This is a genomic window from Actinomadura sp. NPDC049382 (assembly GCF_040677125.1).
GTDB lineage: Bacteria > Actinomycetota > Actinomycetes > Streptosporangiales > Streptosporangiaceae > Spirillospora > Spirillospora geliboluensis.
Window position 1 is genome coordinate 1 of record NZ_JBFARO010000142.1, and the last position, 20,092, is coordinate 20,092.

18 protein-coding genes, 1 tRNA gene and 1 pseudogene are annotated in these 20,092 nt (G+C 74.7%); 10 read left to right on the forward strand and 10 right to left on the reverse strand.

Annotated elements, in window-relative coordinates:
• The 3 genes from AB0K34_RS40420 to fdhD form a co-directional block, all read right to left on the reverse strand.
• Window positions 1-1,018 (reverse strand): alpha/beta fold hydrolase (locus AB0K34_RS40420; protein ID WP_364553994.1); only part of this gene is annotated, 1,018 nt, incomplete at its 3' end.
• Window positions 1,019-1,170: 152 nt separating this feature from the next.
• A complete protein-coding gene (locus AB0K34_RS40425; RefSeq protein ID WP_138639496.1) occupies window positions 1,171-2,106 on the reverse strand; it encodes a metal-dependent hydrolase in 936 nt (311 codons plus the stop codon).
• A gap of 131 nt (window positions 2,107-2,237) precedes the next feature.
• A complete protein-coding gene (fdhD, locus tag AB0K34_RS40430) occupies window positions 2,238-3,050 on the reverse strand; it encodes a formate dehydrogenase accessory sulfurtransferase FdhD (RefSeq protein WP_364553995.1) in 813 nt (270 codons plus the stop codon).
• Window positions 3,051-3,318: 268 nt separating this feature from the next.
• Between fdhD and AB0K34_RS40435 the strand changes: the two genes are divergently transcribed.
• On the forward strand, window positions 3,319-3,645 hold the full coding sequence (locus AB0K34_RS40435) for a DUF4333 domain-containing protein (protein ID WP_301177917.1): 327 nt from the start codon (window positions 3,319-3,321) through the stop codon (window positions 3,643-3,645).
• Window positions 3,646-3,677: 32 nt separating this feature from the next.
• Here the strand turns inward: AB0K34_RS40435 and AB0K34_RS40440 are convergent, their stop codons facing one another.
• The 3 genes from AB0K34_RS40440 to AB0K34_RS40450 all read right to left on the reverse strand — a co-directional run bounded on the left by AB0K34_RS40440 (window position 3,678) and on the right by AB0K34_RS40450 (window position 5,837).
• Window positions 3,678-3,860: a DUF3099 domain-containing protein gene (locus AB0K34_RS40440; protein WP_138639493.1), complete on the reverse strand. Its 183-nt coding sequence runs from the start codon at window positions 3,858-3,860 to the stop codon at window positions 3,678-3,680.
• Between the two features lie 68 nt (window positions 3,861-3,928).
• Window positions 3,929-4,024: transfer RNA gene (locus AB0K34_RS40445), tRNA-Sec, on the reverse strand.
• Window positions 4,025-4,034: 10 nt separating this feature from the next.
• Window positions 4,035-5,837, reverse strand: a complete 1,803-nt coding sequence (locus tag AB0K34_RS40450; protein WP_301177916.1) for an AMP-dependent synthetase/ligase — start codon at window positions 5,835-5,837, stop codon at window positions 4,035-4,037.
• A 271-nt stretch (window positions 5,838-6,108) separates the two neighbouring features.
• On the opposite strand from AB0K34_RS40450, the gene selD reads away from it, so the two are divergent.
• Both selD and AB0K34_RS40460 read left to right on the forward strand, forming a co-directional pair.
• Window positions 6,109-7,101, forward strand: a complete 993-nt coding sequence (gene selD / locus AB0K34_RS40455) for a selenide, water dikinase SelD (protein WP_301177915.1) — start codon at window positions 6,109-6,111, stop codon at window positions 7,099-7,101.
• A 113-nt stretch (window positions 7,102-7,214) separates the two neighbouring features.
• Window positions 7,215-7,490, forward strand: coding sequence for a GlsB/YeaQ/YmgE family stress response membrane protein (locus AB0K34_RS40460; RefSeq protein ID WP_301177914.1), 276 nt, complete (start codon window positions 7,215-7,217; stop codon window positions 7,488-7,490).
• Window positions 7,491-7,557: 67 nt separating this feature from the next.
• On the opposite strand, the pseudogene AB0K34_RS40465 reads toward AB0K34_RS40460, so the two are convergent.
• Window positions 7,558-9,444, reverse strand: a pseudogene (locus tag AB0K34_RS40465) (propionyl-CoA synthetase); the annotation flags it as partial.
• Window positions 9,445-9,661: 217 nt separating this feature from the next.
• The gene (locus AB0K34_RS40470; RefSeq protein WP_364553996.1) at window positions 9,662-11,092 is read right to left on the reverse strand and encodes an MFS transporter; all 1,431 of its coding nucleotides are present in this window, start codon (window positions 11,090-11,092) and stop codon (window positions 9,662-9,664) included.
• Between the two features lie 346 nt (window positions 11,093-11,438).
• Between AB0K34_RS40470 and AB0K34_RS40475 the strand changes: the two genes are divergently transcribed.
• The 3 genes from AB0K34_RS40475 (at window position 11,439) to AB0K34_RS40485 (ending at window position 15,500) form a co-directional block, all read left to right on the forward strand.
• Window positions 11,439-13,256: a SelB C-terminal domain-containing protein gene (locus AB0K34_RS40475; protein ID WP_364553997.1), complete on the forward strand. Its 1,818-nt coding sequence runs from the start codon at window positions 11,439-11,441 to the stop codon at window positions 13,254-13,256.
• Between the two features lie 91 nt (window positions 13,257-13,347).
• Window positions 13,348-14,541 carry an RtcB family protein gene (locus AB0K34_RS40480; protein ID WP_301178126.1) on the forward strand — a complete coding sequence of 398 codons (1,194 nt, stop codon included), beginning with the start codon at window positions 13,348-13,350 and terminating at the stop codon, window positions 14,539-14,541.
• Between the two features lie 59 nt (window positions 14,542-14,600).
• Window positions 14,601-15,500 carry a phosphotransferase gene (locus tag AB0K34_RS40485; protein WP_138637777.1) on the forward strand — a complete coding sequence of 300 codons (900 nt, stop codon included), beginning with the start codon at window positions 14,601-14,603 and terminating at the stop codon, window positions 15,498-15,500.
• Here the strand turns inward: AB0K34_RS40485 and AB0K34_RS40490 are convergent.
• Window positions 15,490-16,308: an alpha/beta hydrolase gene (locus tag AB0K34_RS40490; protein ID WP_138637776.1), complete on the reverse strand. Its 819-nt coding sequence runs from the start codon at window positions 16,306-16,308 to the stop codon at window positions 15,490-15,492. The two genes, AB0K34_RS40485 and AB0K34_RS40490, sit on opposite strands and share 11 nt — an antisense overlap.
• 141 nt (window positions 16,309-16,449) lie before the next feature.
• On the opposite strand from AB0K34_RS40490, the gene moaA reads away from it, so the two are divergent.
• Genes moaA through AB0K34_RS40505 form a run of 3 tightly spaced genes read left to right on the forward strand, consistent with a single transcriptional unit; the run spans window position 16,450 to window position 18,333 of the window.
• A complete protein-coding gene (gene moaA, locus AB0K34_RS40495; protein ID WP_138637775.1) occupies window positions 16,450-17,439 on the forward strand; it encodes a GTP 3',8-cyclase MoaA in 990 nt (329 codons plus the stop codon).
• Window positions 17,440-17,994 (forward strand): molybdenum cofactor guanylyltransferase, encoded by a 555-nt coding sequence (locus AB0K34_RS40500; protein ID WP_301178129.1) that lies wholly within the window; start codon window positions 17,440-17,442, stop codon window positions 17,992-17,994. It abuts the gene before it with no gap.
• A 33-nt stretch (window positions 17,995-18,027) separates the two neighbouring features.
• On the forward strand, window positions 18,028-18,333 hold the full coding sequence (locus tag AB0K34_RS40505; RefSeq protein WP_240807838.1) for a DUF6457 domain-containing protein: 306 nt from the start codon (window positions 18,028-18,030) through the stop codon (window positions 18,331-18,333).
• 26 nt (window positions 18,334-18,359) lie between these two features.
• On the opposite strand, the gene AB0K34_RS40510 is transcribed toward AB0K34_RS40505, so the two are convergent.
• Window positions 18,360-18,599, reverse strand: a complete 240-nt coding sequence (locus AB0K34_RS40510; protein WP_138637773.1) for a hypothetical protein — start codon at window positions 18,597-18,599, stop codon at window positions 18,360-18,362.
• Between the two features lie 80 nt (window positions 18,600-18,679).
• On the opposite strand from AB0K34_RS40510, the gene AB0K34_RS40515 reads away from it, so the two are divergent.
• A partial coding sequence (locus AB0K34_RS40515) for a DHA2 family efflux MFS transporter permease subunit (RefSeq protein ID WP_364553998.1) occupies window positions 18,680-20,092 on the forward strand: 1,413 nt, incomplete at its 3' end.

The following is a 20,092-nucleotide window of genomic DNA, read 5'->3' on the forward strand; positions in this document are numbered from 1 at the left end:
GGCCGACGCCGCCGCCCGCGCCCGTGACGACGACGAGCGAGCCGCCGAACGGCGACCGCCCCGGCCGGACCCGCGCCCGCTCCAGGGCCCGGGACTCGGCGGCCGTCAGCGGGCCGCCCTCGACGGACGTGACGTGCTCGGCGACGCACCGCGCGACGAGGCCGGGGTGGCTGCGCGGCACCCAGTGCCCGGCGGCGACGGGCCGCAGCGACAGGTTCGGGACGCGCTCGCCGAGGCCGCCCACCAGGTGCGGCGAGACGAACAGGTCCCTGGTCGGGACGATCACCTGCGTCGGGACGTCCGTGCGCCGCTCGCGCGGCCCGCGCAGCCCCCGCAGCATGTTCGCCCGGTACAGGCCGACGCCGGCCGCGGCGTCGCGCGCCATGGTCCGGGCGGGGTGCCCGGGGCGCGGCGGGACGCCCTCGCCCAGGGCCAGTGCGAGGTTGAACGGCTTGGTCATCCCGGCCATCCACAGCAGTTCCGGCAGGACCGGCGTCTGGAAGGCGTAGATGTACCAGGACCGCAGGCCCTGGCCCATGGCCCGGCGCAGGTTGGCCGGGGTGGGGCGGGTGAGGTTGCGCCGCATCCAGTGCCCGACGTGGTCCAGGCAGGGGCCGGAGATGGAGGTGAAGGAGGCGAAGCGGTCCGGCATGGTGCACGCCGCCTCCCACCCCTGGATCGATCCCCAGTCGTGCCCGACGAGGTGCACCCTGCGCTCGGGCGCGGCGGCGTCCAGCACGGCCCTCATGTCGGACATCAGGTAGTCGAAGGTGTAGCGCCTGCGGCCGAACGGCCGCGACGACGCGCCCGCGCCGCGCACGTCGTAGCGGACGACGTGGAACCGCCCGGCGAGCAGCTCGGCCACCTCGTCCCACACCGCGTGGGTGTCGGGGTAGCCGTGGACGAGCAGCACCGTGGGACGCGAGGGGTCGCCCTGCTCGTAGACGGCGAGGTCGACGCCGTCGCCGCGGACCCGGCGCCTGCGGGCCGGGGGGCCGCCGACCGCTTTATTAGACATCTTGGTAATAAATCGCCGAATCGCCCCGGGGTCAAGGGGACGCGGCGTGAGCCCCGCCACGCATGGAGAAGAAGGACCCGCGGAGAACGAGGGCCCGTACGGCGCGGCGGTACGGGCCCTCGGGCAGGGACGGCAGGGGAGTGGGCGGAGCGCTAGTACGGGTCGTAGCCCGCGGCCTTCGCCGCCGGGGACTGCATCAGGTACTCAAGCGCGCGCGGGGTCGAGCACACCTTCGAGGGGTGGTGGTTCGGCTTCAGGTAGACGGGCGCCTCGCCGAGCAGCAGCTTGAAGATGCCGGGCACGTGCCCTAGCCGGACCGACCGCCGGTAGGAGCGGTACACCCGCAGCGGCGTCACCCGCTTCTTGATGGTCGGGTCCTGCTTAAGCAGGTACAGCGACCCGCCGATCAGCGCCCAGTACAGGAAGAACAGCGACACCACCCAGGCCGCGACGCGCGTCGGGTAGCGGCCGCCCATGGCCTTGTAGACGTCGAACACCACCGACCGGTGCTCGACCTCCTCGGCCCCGTGCCAGCGCAGCAGGTCCAGCATGGTCGGGTCCACGCCGGCCTTCTCGAACCGCTCGTTGTCCATGATCCACTGACCGAGGACGGCGGTGTAGTGCTCGATCGAGGCGACGGCGGCCAGCTCGAACCGCAGCCGGCGCCGCCAGGCCCGCGGGTTCCGCTCCTTCAGCGCCGCCATCTGCGCGGGCCGCTCGGCGTTGCCCTTGGCGGCCGCGTCCGTGATCCGGGAGACGTCGATGCCGTTGGCCTCCAAGATCTGGTCCAGCACGCCTTGGTGGGACCGGGCGTGCACCATCTCCTGGCCGATGAACCCCTTGATCTCCTCCAGCAGCCGCTCGTCCTTGATATGGGGACGGGCGTCCTTGACGCACTGGATGAACCACTTCTCGCCCTCCGGCAGGACGATGTGGAACGAGTTGATGATGTGCGTGGCGACCGGGTCGCCCGGCACCCAGTGCAGGGGCGTCGCCGACCAGTCGAAGCTCACCCGCCGAGGCTTGATCGGCGGGTGGCGCTCGTCGATTCCGGTCGCCGGTGCGCCGCCTGTCAGGGGCCTCGTCATGCCGTCCTCGCTCTCCGCGCGCGCGTGTGTGCGTTGAGGCGACAGTCAACTCTTGCGGAGGGTGCGGTTTCTTGGGTCCGAACCAACAAGTTACCGCTTGGTTTTAGCCCCGTGATGACAAGTGGCGCCCTTCACAGGGCGATTCGCTCCGCTCCCGCGTACACGTTCATGGTCTCGCCGCGCAGGAAGCCGACCAGGGTCATGCCGGCGTCCTCGGCCAGCTCCACCGCCAGCGACGACGGCGCCGACACCGCGGCCAGCACCGGGACGCCCGCGGTCATCGCCTTCTGCGTCAGCTCGAACGACGCGCGCCCGCTCACCATCAGGACCGTTCCGGCCAGCGGCAGCCGCCCCTGCCGCAGCGCCCACCCGACGACCTTGTCGACCGCGTTGTGCCGCCCGACGTCCTCGCGCACCGCCAGCAGCTCGCCGCCGGCGCCGAACAGCCCGGCCGCGTGCAGCCCGCCCGTCCGGTCGAACACCCGCTGCGCCTTCCGCAGCCGCTCCGGCAGCACCGCCAGCACCTCGGGCGCGATCCGCAGCGGGTCGGCCCCGACCTCGTACGGCCGGTCGGCGCGCAGGGACTCGATGCTGGACTTCCCGCACACGCCGCACGCGCTCGTCGTCGTGAACGCGCGGGTCATCGAGTCGTCCGGCGGCGCCACGCCGGGCGCCAGCGCGACGTCGAGGGTGTTCTGCTCGGCGGTGTCGGCGCAGTAGCGCATGGCGGCGAGGTCGCCCGCGTCCCCGATGACGCCCTCGGCCGCCAGGAAGCCGGCGACGAGGTCGAAGTCGTGGCCCGGGGTGCGCATCGTGATCGTGAGCGGCTTGCCGGCGACGCGGATCTCCAGCGGCTCCTCCACCGCGAGCGTGTCCGGCCGGCGGCCCCGCGCGCCGGTCGTGGTCACCCGCAGCACGGGCTTGCGCACGGTGATCCGCCCCATGCCGTGACCGTACCCCGGATACCCATGAGTAACGAAAAGTTCGATCCGCTCTGTCCCCTTTTTGGTCCCTTTCTTCTCGGGACGGGGCGCCCTGGTGCCCGGGGCGGCCGGGGACCGACCATCGGAACGTACCAACGGCGCCCCACAGGGGACCGGAGCGCCGGCCGGCCACACGCACGACCACGTACGCACAGCCATGTACGCACAGCCATGTACGCACGACCGCGTACGCACAGCCACGCACAGGAACACGGGGAGCACGACACCGATGCGCAAGTACCTTGCCGTACCCGCCCTCATCGGCGCCCTGGCGCTGACCACCGCCGCCTGCGAGGTGACGAAGACCGTCTCCGCCGACGCGGTGGAGAAGCAGATCGTCGCCAAGTTCGGCCCGCCCTTCGACGACGGCGGCATCGGCCCGGCGACGGCCGACTGCCCGGAGGACCTCAAGGGCGAGATCGGCACCACGATCGAGTGCGTCGTCCACGACGCCAAGGGCGGCGCCTACCCGCTGATCGTCACCGTCACCGCGGTCGAGGGCGACCAGGTCCGCTTCAGCATGAAGGAGCCGCCGCAGCCGAAGGGCGGCGAGTAGCGCCGGGCACGCCGGCGCGGCCCGGGGGGAGGTCAGTCGCGGCGGTCGATGTTCCAGTTCGCCACGATCGCCGCGAACGGCGGGATGATGAGCGCCGCGACCGACATCGCGATCGCGGCGGCGTGCGACCAGTGCCGGACGACGGCCCAGGCCAGCACGAACAGCAGGAGGCACGTCCCCATCATGATCCCGTAGGCGATCTTCCGGCGCCTCATACCCCCCACGCTACGCCGGTGCCCACGTGCCGCCGCGTCCCCCCGCCCGCGGGCGGGGGGACGCCGGGTGGCGGAGGCGTACGGGAATCGAACCCGCCGTCCCGAGATCCTCGGGACCGTCGGCTTTGAAGGCCGGGGAGGCCACCAGGCGCTCACACGCCTCCGCCGATGATCTTAGCCCGCGTAGAGGGCGTCGATGTCGGGCGAGTACTTGGTGTGCACGACGCGGCGCTTGAGCTTGAGCGTCGGGGTGAGCTCCTCGCTCTCGGCGGTCCACTCGGCGGGCAGCAGCCGCCACTTCTTCACCTGCTGGACGCGGGCGAGGCGGGCGTTGGCGTCCTCGACGGCCCTCGCGACCTCCTCCCGCACGACGGGGTGCTCGGCGAGGGCGGCGAGGTCGGTGGTGTCGATGCCGTGGGCGGCGGCCCAGACGGGGGCGACCTCGCCGTCCAGGGTGATGAGGGCGACCACGTAGGGGCGCCGGTCCCCGAAGGCGAGCGCCTGCCCGATGAGCGGGTGCTCCTTGAGGTGGTTCTCGATCAGGGACGGGGCGATGTTCTCCCCGCCCGCGGTGATGATCAGCTCCTTCTTGCGGTCGACGACGGTGAGGAAGCCGTCGGCGTCCAGGCGGCCGACGTCGCCGGTGCGCACCCAGCCGTCGGCGTCGATGAGGTCGGCGGTGGCGTCCGGCCGGTTCAGGTAGCCGGGGGTGCAGGTGGCGCCGCGGACGAGGATCTCGCCGTCCTCGGCGAGCTTCAGCTCCACCCCGGCGAACGGGCGGCCGACGGTGCCGAGCTTGAAGGAGTCGGCGAGGTTGGCGGTGATGGCGCCGGTCGTCTCCGTCATCCCGTAGGCGTCGAAGATCTTCAGGCCGAGGCCGGAGAAGAACCGGGCGACCTCCACCGGCAGCGGCGCGGCGGCGCTGGAGGCCTGCCGGACGCGGTCCAGCCCGAGCAGCGCGCGCATGGGGGTGAGGACGGCCCGATCGGCCCGCTCGAACGCGGCGGTGATCTCGGGGGTGAGGGTGTTGCCGAACTCCTGGGCGGTGACGTAGGCGCGGCCGGCCTCCAGGGCGGCGGCGACCGCCTGCTTCTTGGCCTCGTCCTGCTCGGCCGACAGCACCGCCTGGATGCCCGCCATGATCTTCTCCCAGACGCGGGGCACGCCGAAGAAGGAGTGCGGCCGCACCTCGGCGAGGACGCTGGTGAGCTGGGCGGGGTCGGGGCAGAAGTGGACGTGGGACGCCAGCCGAATCGGCAGGTAGTAGCTGAGGACGCGGTCGGCGATGTGCGCGAACGGCAGGTAGGAGACCCCGGCCGGGTGCTCGGGCAGCACGGAGCTGCGCTCCACCATCTCGGCCTCGTGCAGCACCATCGAGTGGGTGATCAGCACGCCCTTGGGGTCGCCGGTGGTGCCGGAGGTGTAGAGGAGCGTCACGGTGTCCTCGGGCTTGACCGCCCGCCAGCGGCGCTCGATGCCGGCCGGGTCGGCGGCGAGCCGCTCGCGGCCGAGCGCGGTGAACGCCTCCCAGCTGAGGTAGCGGTCGCCGTCCGGGCAGGCGGCGGCGTCCACCACGATGACCTTGCGCAGGTCGGGCAGCCGGTCGAGGACGGGCTGCCAGCGGTCGAGCTGGGCCCTGCCGTCCAGGACGGCGTACCTGGCGGCGCAGTCCCCGGCCACGAACGCGATCTGGTCGGGCGCGAGCGTCGCGTACACGGTGGTCGGGACGCCGCCGGCGTGCACGGCGCCGAGGTCGGCGAGGACGTGCTCGGAGCGGTTCGGCATCATCAGCGCGACCACGTCGCCGGGCTCCAGGCCGAGCGCGGCGAACCCGGCCGCCGCCTCCAGCGCCCGGGTCCGGGTGTCGGCCCAGGTCAGGGTGCGCCACTCGCCGTCGATCCGGTCGGCGTAGGCGGGCCGGCCGCCGTGCCGCTCGACGGTCGCCGCCAGGTTCGTGCAGACCGTCTGCCCCGCCACGGCCTGATCCAGCTCGGCCTCCCGTCCTCCAGCCCCCTCCCGCCGCCGTTCAGACGACGAGCTCCGCTCGGCCGGTTTGTCTGGAATCCCCATGTCGCCCCTTGAAGTAAGTGATGACTTGCAGAGGGGGAATCGCATCATGCCGAACGGGGTTCGGACAAGGGGTTCGCGGTTTTCCGCGCTGGTCGGGCGGGATGTTCGCCGTTCGGTGACCGCCCCCGTACTGTCCGTTTCTTGATCATTTGCGATAGTTGTGCGTTAAATCGTGCGGGTGACCAGCCTCGCCCCCGTCGCCCGCCTGACGCAGTACGCGCACGGCGGCGGCTGCGCCTGCAAGATTCCGCCCGGGGTGCTGGAGCGGGTCGTGACCGGCCTCACCGGCGGGGACGACGCCCTGCTGGTCGGCGGGCCGGACGGCGACGACGCGGCCGTGCTGCGGATCGACGGCGGCCGGGCCGTGGTCTCCACCGCCGACTTCTTCACCCCCGTCGTCGACGACGCCTACGACTGGGGCCGCATCGCCGCCGCCGACGCCCTCTCCGACGTCTACGCGGTCGGCGGCGAGCCCCTGATGGCCGTCAACCTGCTCGGCTGGCCCGTCGACGCGCTGCCCGCGGAACTCGCCCGCGAGGTGCTGCGCGGCGGCCGGGACGCCGCGGCGCTCGCCGGCTGCGCGATCGCGGGCGGGCACAGCATCGACGACCCCGAGCCCAAGTACGGGCTCGCCGTCACCGGGATCGCCGACCCGGACCGGCTGCTGCGGCTGGACGCCGGCCGACCCGGTGTCCCGCTGTCGCTGACCAAGCCGCTCGGCCTCGGCGTGCTCAACGCCCGGCACAAGGCGACCGGCGAGGTGTTCCCGCACGCGGTGGAGACGATGACGCGGCTCAACGCCGACGCGGGGATCGCCGCGCTGGAGCGCGGCGCCGCGTGCGCGACCGACGTCTCCGGGTTCGGGCTGCTCGGCCACCTGTACAAGGTGGCGCGGGCGAGCGGCGTCACGGCCGTCGTCGACGCCGCCGCCGTCCCCTACCTGGACGGGGCGCGGGCCGCCGTCCGGGACGGGTTCGTGCCCGGCGCGACGCGGCGCAACCTGGCGTGGGTGTCCCCGCACACCGACTTTCGCCGCATCGGCGAGGAGGAGCGGCTGCTGCTGGCCGACGCGCAGACCTCCGGCGGGCTGCTGGTCGCCGGGGAGGTCCCGGGCGCCCCGGTGATCGGCGAACTGGTCGCGCGGGAGCGGCGCACCCTCGTCGTCCGCTGACCCTCGCCGCCCGTGTCGCCGCCCGTGTCGCCGCCCGTGTCGCCGCCCGCGACGCGGGTAGGGGAGGGGCTACCGCTCCGGCGGGGCGGGGGAGCGAAGGAGCGCACGCCGACATGACCATCACCGGGCTCGCGGCCGCCGTCGTCCTGGGCGCGGTGATCGGGATCCTCGGGCGGCTGATCGCGCCCGGACGGCCGGGCATGCCGGTCTGGCTGCTGATGGCGACCGGCGTCGTCGCGGCGTTCGCCGGGACGGGGCTGGCCCAGGTGTTCGGCCTCACCGGCAGCGGCTGGAGCCCCTGGGAGACCGTCCTGCAGATCGTGCTGGCGGCGGCCGGCGTGTGCCTGGTCGCGGCCCTGTGGCCCAAGCGGACCGGCCCCCGGCCGTAGCGCCCGCCGACCCTAGCGCACACCGGCCCTAGCGCACACCGGCCCTAGCGCACACCGACCCGCGCGGTCACGGCCTCCGCAGGACGGGGCGCAGCTCGTCCAGCACGTCGGGGTCCTCGATCGTGGACGGGACGGTCACCTCGCGCCCGTCGGCGATGCCCCGCATCACGCCCCGCAGGATCTTGCCCGAGCGGGTCTTCGGCAGCGCCGGGACGACCGCGATCTCCTTCAGCGCGGCGACGGGCCCGACCTGCTCGCGGACCATCCCGACCAGTTCGGCGGCCAGCTCCGCCGGCTCGGCGAGGACGCCGCTCTTGAGCACGACCAGCCCGCGCGGGACCTGCCCCTTCAGCGCGTCCTCGACGCCGATGACCGCGCACTCGGCGACGGCCGGGTGCGAGGAGATGACCTCCTCCATCGTCCCGGTGGACAGCCGGTGCCCGGCGACGTTGATGACGTCGTCGGTGCGGCCCATCACCCACACGTAGCCGTCCTCGTCGACGTGCCCGCCGTCGCCGGTCAGGTAGTGCCCCGGGAACTTCGTCAGGTACGACTCGACGAACCGCTCGTCGTCCTGCCACAGCGTCGGCAGCGTCCCGGGCGGCAGCGGCAGCCGGATCGCGATGTCGCCGTCGGCGCCGGCCGGCACCGACCCGCCGTCCGGGCCGAGGATCCGCACGTCGTAGCCGGGCACCGGCACCGAGGGCGAGCCCGCCTTGACCGGCATCGGCTCCAGCCCGCGCAGGTTCGCCACGATCGGCCAGCCCGTCTCGGTCTGCCACCAGTGGTCGATCACCGGCCGGTCCAGGACCCGCGACGCCCACCGGTAGGTGTCGGGGTCGAGGCGCTCCCCGGCGAGGAACAGCGTGTCCAGCGCCGACAGGTCGTGCCCGGCGAGCAGCGCGCCCTCCGGGTCCTCCTTCTTGATCGCCCGGATCGCCGTCGGCGCGGCGAACAGCGCCTTCACCCGGTGCTGCGCCGCGACGCGCCAGAACGCGCCCGCGTCCGGCGTCCCCACCGGCTTGCCCTCGTACAGGACGGTCGTGCAGCCGGTCAGCAGCGGCGCGTACACGATGTAGGAGTGCCCGACGACCCAGCCGACGTCGGACGCGGCCCAGAACACGTCGCCGGGCCCGACGCCGAACACGTTCTCCATCGACCAGCGCAGCGCCACCGCGTGCCCGCCGTTGTCGCGGACGACGCCCTTCGGCCGCCCGGTCGTCCCCGAGGTGTAGAGGATGTAGAGCGGGTCGGTGGCGGCGACGGGCACGCACTCGGCGGGCTCGGCGGCGGCGACCGCCTCGTCCCACTCCACGTCCCGGGGCCGGACGAGGTCGGCGTGCAGCTGCTCGCGCTGCCGGATCACGCACCGCTCGACCTTGTGCCGCGCCATGTCCAGCGCCTGGTCGAGCAGCGGCTTGTAGGCGACGACCCGGCCCGCCTCGATCCCGCACGACGCCGACACGACCGCCTTGGGCCGGGCGTCGTCGATGCGGACGGCCAGCTCCCGCGCCGCGAACCCGCCGAACACGACCGAGTGCACCGCGCCGAGCCGGGCGCACGCCAGCATCGCGATGACCGCCTCCGGCACCATCGGCAGGTAGATGACGACCCGGTCGCCGCGGTCGACGCCCTGCGCGCGCAGCGCCCCGGCGAACCGCGCGACGAGGCCCGTCAGCTCCCGGTAACTGTAGGTGCGGACGGTCCCGGTGACCGGGCTGTCGTAGATCAGCGCGGGCTGGTCGCCGCGGCCCTCCTCCACATGCCGGTCCAGCGCGTTGTCGCAGGTGTTCAGCTCGCCGCCGGTGAACCAGCGGTAGAACGGCGGCGCCCCGTCGTCCAGGACCCGGTCCGGTGGGACGAGCCAGCGGACGTCGCGCGCCGCCAGCCCCCAGAAGCGGGTCGGGTCGGCGATGCTGCGTTCGTACGCGGCCGCGTAGGCGCCCATGTCGTCCTCCCGGTGGCGGGCCTCCGGCCGGTCGCTCCGCGGCCCTGTGTGCTCCGTGGCCCTGTCTTCTCCATGACCCAGGTGTGCGCTGAGGCCCGGTTCGCGAAACCGGGCCGCACCCCTATAGGGCATGCCCCGGGGCCGGTTCGTCAAGAGCCCGCGCCGCCCGGCCCGTCACCGCGCCCGTCTCCGTGCCCGTCTCCGGGGCCCCTGCGCGGGGCCGTCAGTCGGGGTGGCGCAGGCCGTGCGCGACGGCGACGAGCGCGGCCGCGAAGGCGCCCGCCGCGACGATCCAGAAGCACAACTCGTACGCGCCGAGCGTCGGCACGTCCGTCCCCGCGATCACCCGCCCGGCCAGGATCGACGCGGTCACGGCGCCCGCGACGCCGCCGCCGGTGGTGCGGACGAGCGAGTTGATGCCGCTGGCGATGCCGCTCTGGTCCATCGGCACGTGCTGGACGGCGAGCGTCCCGAGCGCCGCGTAGGCGATCCCGAACCCGATGCCCTGGATGGCGCTGAACGCGAGCATGTCGTACACGTGCGAGTTGGACACCGCCAGCCACACGTAGCACAGCCCGGCGAACGCCGACCCCGTCGCGAGCGTGTAGGCGGGGCCGAGCCGCGCCGCGATCCGCCCCGCCAGCGCCGAGAACACCAGCATCGTGACGGTGCTCGGCAGCATGTAGAGGCCGACGTCCAGCACCGAGCCGTCCAGCCCGTACCCGAACTCCGCCGACGGCGCCTGCACGAACCCGGCGATCAGCGTGAACGCGGCGAACATCGAGAACCCGAGCAGCGCCGAGGCGACGTTCGCCGACAGCGACCGCGACCCGACCAGCAGGGCCAGCCGCACCAGCGGGGCGCGGACCCGCAGTTGCACCGCGACCCACACCGCGCACAGCGCGGCGGCGGCGCCGAACAGCCCGAGTACGCCGCCGGACGTCCAGCCCCACGCGTTGCCCTCGCTGATGGCGAGCAGCAGGCACACCAGCCACGCGGCGAGCAGGACCGCGCCCGCGAAGTCGGGCCGGCCGCCGGCCCGCACGCCGACGTCGCGGGCGAGCACCGCGACCAGCGCCAGCGCGCCGGCGGCCAGCGCCGCGGTGATCCAGAAGACCGGGTGGTGGCTGTCGGTGCGGGCCGCGATCAGCCCCGTCACGATCATGCCGGCGCTGCCGCCGACGCCCATGGTGGCGCTGACGATGCCGATCGCGGTGGTGATCCGCTCGCGCGGGAACGCGTCCCGGATCATGCCGATGGCGAGCGGGATCATCGAGGACGACACGCCCTGCAGCGCGCGCCCGGCGATGAGCACCGGCAGCGAGGACGACACAGCGCACACCGCCGAGCCGGCCAGCAGCAGCACCAGCGCGAGCAGGATCATCCGCTTCTTGCCGTACATGTCGCCGAACCGCGTCAGCAGCGGGGTGGCGACCGCGCCGGTCAGCAGCGACGCGGTGAACACCCACGTCACGTCGGTGATCGGGGCGTCGAAGCGGACCATGAACTGGGGCAGCAGCGGCAGCACCAGGGTCTGCTGCACCGACACGACCATCCCGGCGGCCGCGAGCGCGAGCAGGATGCGGCCGGTGCGCGCGGGTCCCGCGGGAAGCGGCCCGGTCGCGGTGCGCGCCGTGGCCGGGGCGCCGGTCATGCGAACCTCCCGAGGGGCGATCGTGACGTCCGGTCGGCGGCGGCCCGGCCGCGCGGCGTGCTCCCGTCCGCTCTGTACTTACTTAGAGAAAGTAAGCATAGATCGGCCGTTTCGCTCATGCTCCACCGCGGGTGCGGTTCCCGACGGGACCGATTCGGAGTCGATTTCTGGTCGTTTGTGGTCGAGGTGGGGCCGGTGGGCGTGTCCGCGCCCCGCACCGGCCGGACCGGGTTCGACGCCGGGCCCCGGCGTCCCTAGGGTTGCCTTCCGTGGACCTTCGTCTGCGCAACCCCCGCGATGCATCCCCCCGCACGGCCTTCCGCGTCCCGGCCCGGAGAGGACGCTGATGCAGGTCGTCACCACCGCCGGTCACGGTGGGCACGGCAAGTCGGCGCTCGTGCGCGCCCTCACCGGCAAGGAGCCCGGCGAGACGGGCGCCTGGACGGAGCTGCCCTCGGGGCGGCGCGTCGCGTTCGTCGACGTCCCCGGCGACGAGCGGTCGCTCCCGGCCATGCTCGCGGGCGCCGCGCCGGCGCCCGCGGCGCTGCTCGCCGTCGCCGCCGACGAGGGGTGGATGCCGCAGACCGCCGAGCACCTGGACGCCCTCGGCGCGCTCGGCGTCCGGTTCGGCGTCCTCGCGGTCACCAAGGCCGACGCCGCCGACGCCCGGCTCGCGCTCCGGCAGGTCCGCGAGCGGCTCGCCGGCACCCCGCTGAAGGGCGTGGAGGCCGTCGCCGTCAGCGCCGCCACCGGCGCCGGGGTGCCCGAACTGGCCGCCGCCCTCGACCGGCTCGCGGGCCGGCTGCCCGTCCCCGACCCGGCCGCCCCGGTGCGGCTGTGGGTGGACCACGCCATCACCGCCGGGCGGCAGACCGCCGTCACCGGCACCCTCGCCGCCGGGACCGTCGCCGTGGGCGACGAGCTGCTGCTCATGCCCGCCGGGGAGCGCGTCCGCGTCCGCACCATCGGCAGCGCCGGCGCGCCGCGCGAGTCCGTCGGCGGGGTCTCCCGGGTCGTGCTGACGCTCCGCGACGCCGGCCGCGTCGACCCCGGCATGGCCCTGGTCACGCCCGGCGCCTGGACCCACACCACCTGCGTCGACGTCCGCACCCGGTTCGGCGCGGCGTCGGGGCGGCTCGCCCGGCAGATGACGCTGCACCTCGGGACCGCCGCCGTCCCGGTCCGGCTGCGCCCGCTCGGCCCCGACACCGCCCGGCTGACCCTGAACACCCGGCTCGCCCTGCACCTCGGCGACACCGGCGTCCTGCGCGACCCGGCGCGCCGCTCGATGGCCGGGGTGAGCGTGCTGGACGTCCGGCCGCCGACCCTGGTGCGGCGCGGCGCCGGCGCGGCCCGCGCCCGCGAGCTGGCGTCCTGGCCGGACCGGCCGGACGGCGCGGTCGTGCTGCGCCGGCACGGCGTGCTGCGGCGCTCGGAGCTGTCGCTGATGGGCTGCGCGCCGCCGCCGGACGCCGTCGCGCTGAACGGCGAGTGGCTCGCCGACCCGGCGCACTGGTCGGCGCTGTTCGACCGGCTCGCCGAGGAGGCGTCCCGGCACGCCGCGGGCAGCCCGCACGCGCCCGGCATCCCGCTGGAGACCGTCCGGCTGCGGCTCGGCCTGCCGGCCCGGCAGCTCGTCGCCGCGCTGGTCAGGCCGCCGCTGCGGGTGGACGCGGGGCGCGTCTACGGCCCGCCGCCCGAGCCGCCGGCGCAGGCCGACCCGCGCCCGGCCGCCCCCGCGGCGATCGCCGCGGAGCCCCCGCCGCCCTGGGCCGGCGCCGTCGACCGGCTCCGCGCCGACCTCGCCGTCGCCCCCTTCGCGCCGCCGTCGGCCGAGCGCCTCCGCGAGCTCGGCCTCACCGGGGAGCTGCTCGACGCCGCCGAGCGCGCGGGCGCCGTCCTGCGCGTCCACGACGACGCGGGCAAGGACGGGACGGGCAAGGAGGCGGGCAAGGACGGGGCGGATGACGGCGGGGCCGGGGAGATCGTGCTGGCGCCGGGCGCCGACCTGGCCGCGCTGCGGGTCCTGGACGCCCTGCCGCAGCCGTTCACGCCCGGCCAGGCCGCCGAGGCCCTCGGCACCGGCCGCCGCGTCGCCGTCGCGCTGCTGCGCCACCTCGACCGGCGCGGACTCACCGAACGCCGCGGCGCCGAACGGTCGTAAACCCCTCCAGGACGGGAAAACCGGTTGTACGGCGGCCGGTGTTTCTGGCCTCATGGATCGCGGTCCGGTTCCCGACGATCAAGGAGATGGCGTGCCGTACCAGACGCTCAAGGGCGGCCGCGTGCCCATCCGGATGTGGACCGCCCCCGACACGGTCGAGGACATCGCCCTCGACCAGCTCCGCAACGTCTCCGCCCTGCCGTGGGTGGAGGGCCTCGCGGTCATGCCCGACGTCCACTACGGCAAGGGCGCGACGGTCGGCTCGGTCATCGCGATGAAGGACGCGGTGTCCCCGGCGGCGGTCGGCGTCGACATCGGCTGCGGGATGACCGCGGTCAAGTCGTCCCTCACCGTGGAGGACATGCCCGACGACCTGGCCGGCATCCGGCACCGGCTGGAGAAGGCGATCCCGGTCGGGCGCGGCTCCCACAAGCAGGCCGTCGACCCGTCCGCGCTGCCGAACCTCAAGGAGCGCGGCTGGTACGCGTTCTGGAAGCAGTTCGACGACCTGCACCCGGCGGTCCGCGCCCGCTTCGGCCGCGCCCGCCAGCAGATGGGCACCCTCGGCGGCGGCAACCACTTCCTGGAGCTGTGCGCCGACGACAAGGGCGCGATCTGGCTCGTCCTGCACTCGGGGTCGCGCAACATCGGCAACGAGCTCGCCGAGCACCACATCGAGGCGGCCCGCAAGCTGCCCCACAACCAGGACCTGCCGGACCCCGACCTCGCGGTGTTCCTGGCCGGCACCGACACGATGGACGCCTACCGCCACGACCTGTTCTGGGCGCAGGAGTACGCGCGCCGCAACCGCGCCGTCATGATGGCGCTCGCGCAGAACGTCGTGACCAACCGGTTCGGCGAGAAGCGCTGCCGCTGGGGCGAGGTCATCTCCTGCCACCACAACTACGTGGCGGAGGAGAAGTACGGCGGCGAGGAACTGCTGGTCACCCGCAAGGGCGCGATCAGGGCGGGCCGCGGCGACCTCGGGATCATCCCGGGCTCGATGGCGACCGGCACCTACATCGTGCGCGGCCTCGGCAACGAGACCGCCTACAACTCCGCCTCCCACGGCGCGGGCCGCCGGATGAGCCGCAACAAGGCCCGCAAGAGCTTCACCGTGGACGACCTGATCGAGCAGACCCGGGGCGTCGAGTGCCGCAAGGACGGCGGCGTCGTCGACGAGATCCCCGGCGCCTACAAGGACCTCGAAGAGGTCATCGAGGCCCAGTCCGACCTGGTCGAGGTCGTCGCGCGCCTGCGCCAGCTCATCTGCGTCAAGGGTTGACGCGTCCGGCGAAGGGGTGCCCTTTTGCGGCACCGGGCGCGTTGCTGTAGATCGTTGTGATGCCTTTCGTGGAGACGCCTCTGACCGTCCCCATGCGACGCGCGGTCGGCGAAGCATGGGGACGGCCCCTCCAAGGGGATCCGGTACGGCTGTACGGCGGGGAGGAATCGGCGGCGTACCGGGTGGACGGCCTCGTCGTCCGCGTCGGTCCCGCGACGCGGACGACCGCCGAGGCCGAATGGTGCCACTCCATCGCCCTCCACGCCGCCGCCACCATGCCGGAGGCGGTGGCTCCCCTGCGCGCCCGCGACGGCGCCACGGTCGTCCGGATCGACGGCCGCCCAGTGTCGGTGTGGCGCCACGTCGAGGGGGAGTGGCCCGACGCGGACGTCCCCGAGATGCGGGCGCAGGGCGCGCGGCTCCTGGCGCGGCTGCACCGCGCACTGGCCTCCCACCGGCCGCCGCCGCGCCCGGTGACGGCGTTCGTGGAGATCGGCCTGTACGGCGAGCCACCGCACGACGTCCCCGCACTCGCCGATCCGGGACTGGACCGCTGGCTGGCCGAGTTCCACCACCGCAACCCCGCGCGGCAGCCCCTTCACGGGGACTACTACGCCGGGAACACCCTCGCCCGGGACGGCCGGCTGGTGGCCGTCCTGGACTGGGACGAGGCCATCGTCGGCGCACCCGAACTGGAGGTGGCCTCCGCCGCGCTCGAATGGGCCGACGAGTACGGCGACGCCCCCGGCCGGTGCCGCCGCTTCATCGCGGACTACCACGAGGCCGGCGGGACCGCCGGGGACATGGACGACGAGACGGTCGTCCAGCTCATCAGGCACCGGCTGCGCCGCGAGGCCGCCTACTTCGAGCACGCCCGGCGCCGGGGCGCCGCGCACGACGCCGACGACCACGACTACCACCGGCGCCGCGTGAGGGCGTTCTTCGCCCTCAGGCCCTGACGGACCCGAGGGCGCGGTCGATGAAGGCGGTGACGTCGGCGAGGACCTCGTCCCGGTTGGTCTCGTTGAACACCTCGTGGCGGGCGCCCGGGTAGAGCCGCTCGGTGAGGCCCTCGCCGCGGATCGCCTCGATGCCGGTGCGGGTGTCGGCCGGCCGGACGAGCTCGTCGGCGTCGCCGTGCACGTACAGCACCGGCAGCGCGCCGAGCGAGCCGTGCTCGTTGACGCGGCGCAGCGCCGCGTCCAGGGCCTCGATGGTGGCCTTCTTGAAGGGGCCGTGCCAGACCAGCGGGTCCGCGGTGTACGCCTCGCCCACGGCGGGGTCGCGCGACAGCGTGGCGGTGTCGATGGGCGCGTCCGGCATCTCCGCCAGGGGGAGCAGCTCGTCCACGGCGTGCCAGCGGCCGAGCACCGGCCCCGACAGCACCAGCGCGGCGAGCCCGGCGCCGTGCAGCTGCGCGTACCGGGCCGCGATCAGCCCGCCCATCGAGTGCCCGATCATGACGACGGGCAGGCCGGGGTGGTCGCCGCGCGCCGACTCCACCACCGTGTGCAGGTCGGCGACGACGTCCTCGTAGTCCTCGATCAGCACGCGGTCGCCGGCGGACCGGCCGTGGCCCATGTGGTCCGGCCCGCACACGACCGCGCCGTGCCGGACGAGGACGTCCGCGACGTGGTCGTAGCGGCCGAGGTGCTCGCCGTAGCCGTGCACGAGCACGGCGACGTAGCGCGGCTCGCCGTCCGCCCAGATCCGGGCGGTGACCGCTCCCCGCGTCCCGGCGAACTCCCACTCGCGTACCGTCGTCACTCCGGCCTCCCTGTCGCTCGGCAGAACGTCACGGTCCAACGCGATGCGCCGGATCGTCAAATGCCGCAATAGGCTGGTGGGACCGACCGCAACCTCCGGCGGGCCGCGAACCCGGCCGCCGGCCAGCAGGAAGGGGCGCCCGTGCTGGTCGACACCTTCGGCCGTACCGCGACGGACCTGCGGGTCTCGCTCACCGACCGCTGCAACCTGAGGTGCTCCTACTGCATGCCGCCCGAGGGGCTGGACTGGCTGCCCAAGCCGGAGCTGCTCACCGACGACGAGGTGGCCCGGCTGGTCGGCCTCGCCGTCCGCGACCTCGGCGTCACCGAGGTCCGCTACACCGGCGGCGAGCCGCTGCTGCGGCGCGGCCTGCCCGGCATCGTCGCGCGGACGGCGGAGCTGGAGCCGCGCCCGCAGATCTCCCTCACCACCAACGGCATCGGCCTCGACCGGCTGGCGGCGCCGCTGGCCGAGGCGGGCCTGGACCGGGTGAACGTCTCCCTCGACACCCTCGACCCCGCCACGTTCAAGCGGCTCGCGCACCGCGACCGGCTCGGCGACGTCCTGAAGGGCCTCGCCGCCGCGCGCGCCGCCGGCCTGGAGCCGGTGAAGATCAACGCGGTGCTGATGCGCGGGATCAACGACCACGAGGCGGTGCCGCTGCTGCGGTTCTGCCTGGAGCACGGCTACCGGCTGCGGTTCATCGAGCAGATGCCGCTGGACGCCCAGCACGGCTGGACCCGCGAGAACATGATCACCGCGGACGAGATCCTGGACCGGCTGTCGGCCGCGTTCGACCTGGCCCCCGACGCGGCGCACGACCGGGGCAGCGCCCCCGCCGAGTCGTTCCTGGTCGGCGGCGGCCCGGCGACGGTCGGCGTGATCGGCTCGGTGACCCGGCCGTTCTGCGGCGCCTGCGACCGGGTGCGGCTCACCGCCGACGGGCAGGTCCGCAACTGCCTGTTCGCCACCGAGGAGTCCAACCTGCGCGACGCGCTGCGCGGCGGCGCCACCGACACCGAGCTGGCCGACCGGTGGCGCAAGGCGGTCTGGGCCAAGCGCGCCGGGCACGGCATCGACGACCCGTCGTTCCTGCAGCCGGCCCGCCCCATGTCGGCGATCGGCGGCTGAGTGGAGTTCGACGCGGTCCTGCTCGCCGGGGGCCGGGCCCGCCGGTTCGGCGCCGACAAGCCCGCCGCGCGGGTCGGCGGCCGCGCGCTTCTCGAATGGACGGCGGCCGCGGCGGCCGGCGCGTCCCGGCTGATCGTGGTGGGGCCGCGGCGGGACGTCCTGCCGGGCGCGGTCGTCGTCCGCGAGGACCCGCCCGGCGCCGGCCCGGTGCCCGCGCTGCGCGCCGGCCTCGCCGAGGTCCGCGCGCCGCGGCTGGTACTGCTGGCCGCCGACCTGCCGTTCCTGCGCCCCGCCCACGTCGCGCGGCTGCTGGCGGCGACGGCGGAGCGGCCCGGCGCGGTGCTGCTGGACGGGGAGGGCCGCGAGCAGTGGCTCGCCGGCTGCTGGCAGGCCGGCCCGCTGCGCACCGCCCTGGAGGGCTACGAGGGCGCGTCCCTGCGGGGCGTCCTCGGCCCCCTGGGCCCCGCGACGGTGGCGCTGCCGGCGGGCGCGCGCCCCGCCTGGTACGACTGCGACACCCCCGAGGAGCTGGCCGCCGCCGAGCGGCTGCTTTGATCGTGCGAGAGTGGGGAGGTGTCGTCCGCAACCATGCGTGAAGGGGGAGCCATGTCGGTGCTGGAGGACTGGATCAACGCGACGTGCCTCGAACTGGGGCTGGAGCGCGGCGACATCGACCAGAGCCTGATCCTGGACCTCGCCCGCGACGTCGCGCACGGCGTCGCGCGGCCCGGCGCGCCGCTGACGGCGTACCTGCTGGGCCTCGCGGTCGGGCGCGGCGCGCCCGCCCGGGACGCCGCCGCCCGGCTCACCGAGATGGCCGAGGCGTGGCGGGAGCGCGCTCCGGAGCCGGAGGTGCCCGGCCCGGCGGGGGAGCCCGTCCTCGACGACGCCTAGCCCGCCGACGCCTGGCCCGCCGGCGCCTAGCCCGCCGGCGGCGCGTCGCGGTCGGCGACCGGCACGACGTCCTTGAGGAAGTCGCGCCGGGACAGGAACGCCGACAGGCTCTCGCGGTGCTCGTCGCAGGCCAGCCAGATCTTCCGCCGGTCCGGGGTGTGGATCTTCGGGTTGTTCCAGCGGAGCGCCCACACGGCGGCGGCGCGGCAGCCCTTGGCGGAGCACAGCAGTTCGTCGGGGCCGGTCCCCGGGGCCAGGTCGGTCATCCGGCCACTGTGGCACAGCCGCGCGGCGGGGCCGCCCCCGCCCCGTGTTTCACCCGGTGATCTCCGGATAGGAGCCCGCAGTGCGGACACAGCCCGCGGACGACCCGGCACCGGGCGGGGACGGCCGCCGCCGGTGGCGGGCGCTGTCGGTGTGCCTGGTCGCGGCGTTCATGACGCTGCTGGACGTCAGCATCGTCAACGTGGCGCTGCCGTCGATCCGGTCGGGGCTGGACGCCTCCGACGCGCAGCTGCAGTGGATCCTGTCGGGGTACGCGCTGACGTTCGGGCTCGTCCTGGTCCCGGCGGGGCGGCTCGGCGACGCCCGCAGCCGCCGCGCGGTGTTCATGGCGGGCCTCGCGCTGTTCACGCTGGCGAGCGCGGGCGCGGGGCTGGCGCCGACGATCCTGCTGCTCGTCCTCGCCCGGCTCGTGCAGGGCGTCGCGGGCGGCATCCTCAACCCGCAGGTGGCGGGCCTCATCCAGCAGCTGTTCCAGGGCGCGGAGCGGGGCCGGGCGTTCGGCGCGCTCGGCGCCGTCATCGGGGTCGCGACGGCCGTGGGGCCGCTGCTCGGCGGCGCCCTGATCGCCCTCGGCGGCGACGCGGAGGGCTGGCGGTGGGTGTTCTACGTCAACATCCCCGTCGGGGTGGCCGCGCTGTTCCTGGCATGGCGGCTGCTGCCCGCCCCCATCTACGGCGAGCGGCAGGGCCTCGACCCGCTCGGCGTCCTCCTGCTCGGCGCGGGCGTCGTGAGCGTGCTGCTGCCGTTCGTGCAGGAGCGGCAGTGGCACGGCGGCCTGAAGTGGCTGCTCGTCCTCGCCGGCGCCGCGCTGATCGCCGTGTTCGCCTGGTGGGAGCGCCGCGCGCGGACCCCGATGGTCGACCTGGAGCTGTTCCGGCTGCGCTCCTACGCGCTCGGCACGGCGATCGCGCTGCTGTACTTCGCCGGGTTCACCGCGGTCTTCTTCATCTTCACCCTCTACCTGCAGAACGGCCTCGGCTACAGCGCGCTCGGCGCGGGCGTCGCGATCACGCCGTTCGCGGTCGGGTCCGGGCTCGCCTCGGCGGTCGGCGGCCGGGTCGTGACCCGCTACGGGCGGCCGCTCGTCGCGGCCGGGCTGGTCGTGGTGCTGATCGGCCTCGGCGCCGCGTGGCTGGCCGTCGAGCTGCGGCCGGGCCCGGGCGTGGCCTGGGCCACGGCGGGGCCGCTGCTGGTCGCCGGGCTCGGCACCGGCCTGGTCATCGCCCCCAACCAGACGCTGACGCTGTCGGAGGTCCACTACACCGAGGGCGGCAGCGCGGCGGGCGTCCTGCAGACCGGCCAGCGGGTCGGCACCGCGATGGGCATCGCCGCCGTCGGCGCGGTGTTCTTCGCCGCGCTGGCGAGCACGCACGGGGACTGGGCGACGGCGTTCCGGCACGGGCTGGTCGTCGTGCTGGGGTTCGTGGCGGCGGCGCTGGCGGCGGCCGTCGCCGACCTGGCCGCCGGCCGCCGC

Bases quoted from the DNA above. Each gene is read 5' to 3' on its own strand.
- AB0K34_RS40435 (WP_301177917.1), top strand. From the start codon at position 3,319: ATGCGCAAGTACCTTGCCGTACCCGCCCTCATCGGCGCCCTGGCGCTG.
- AB0K34_RS40425 (WP_138639496.1), bottom strand. From the start codon at position 2,106: ATGACGAGGCCCCTGACAGGCGGCGCACCGGCGACCGGAATCGACGAG.
- fdhD (WP_364553995.1), bottom strand. From the start codon at position 3,050: ATGGGGCGGATCACCGTGCGCAAGCCCGTGCTGCGGGTGACCACGACC.
- AB0K34_RS40460 (WP_301177914.1), top strand. From the start codon at position 7,215: ATGACCATCACCGGGCTCGCGGCCGCCGTCGTCCTGGGCGCGGTGATC.
- AB0K34_RS40510 (WP_138637773.1), bottom strand. From the start codon at position 18,599: ATGACCGACCTGGCCCCGGGGACCGGCCCCGACGAACTGCTGTGCTCC.
- AB0K34_RS40485 (WP_138637777.1), top strand. From the start codon at position 14,601: ATGCCTTTCGTGGAGACGCCTCTGACCGTCCCCATGCGACGCGCGGTC.
- AB0K34_RS40440 (WP_138639493.1), bottom strand. From the start codon at position 3,860: ATGAGGCGCCGGAAGATCGCCTACGGGATCATGATGGGGACGTGCCTC.
- AB0K34_RS40505 (WP_240807838.1), top strand. From the start codon at position 18,028: ATGCGTGAAGGGGGAGCCATGTCGGTGCTGGAGGACTGGATCAACGCG.
- AB0K34_RS40470 (WP_364553996.1), bottom strand. From the start codon at position 11,092: ATGACCGGCGCCCCGGCCACGGCGCGCACCGCGACCGGGCCGCTTCCC.
- AB0K34_RS40475 (WP_364553997.1), top strand. From the start codon at position 11,439: ATGCAGGTCGTCACCACCGCCGGTCACGGTGGGCACGGCAAGTCGGCG.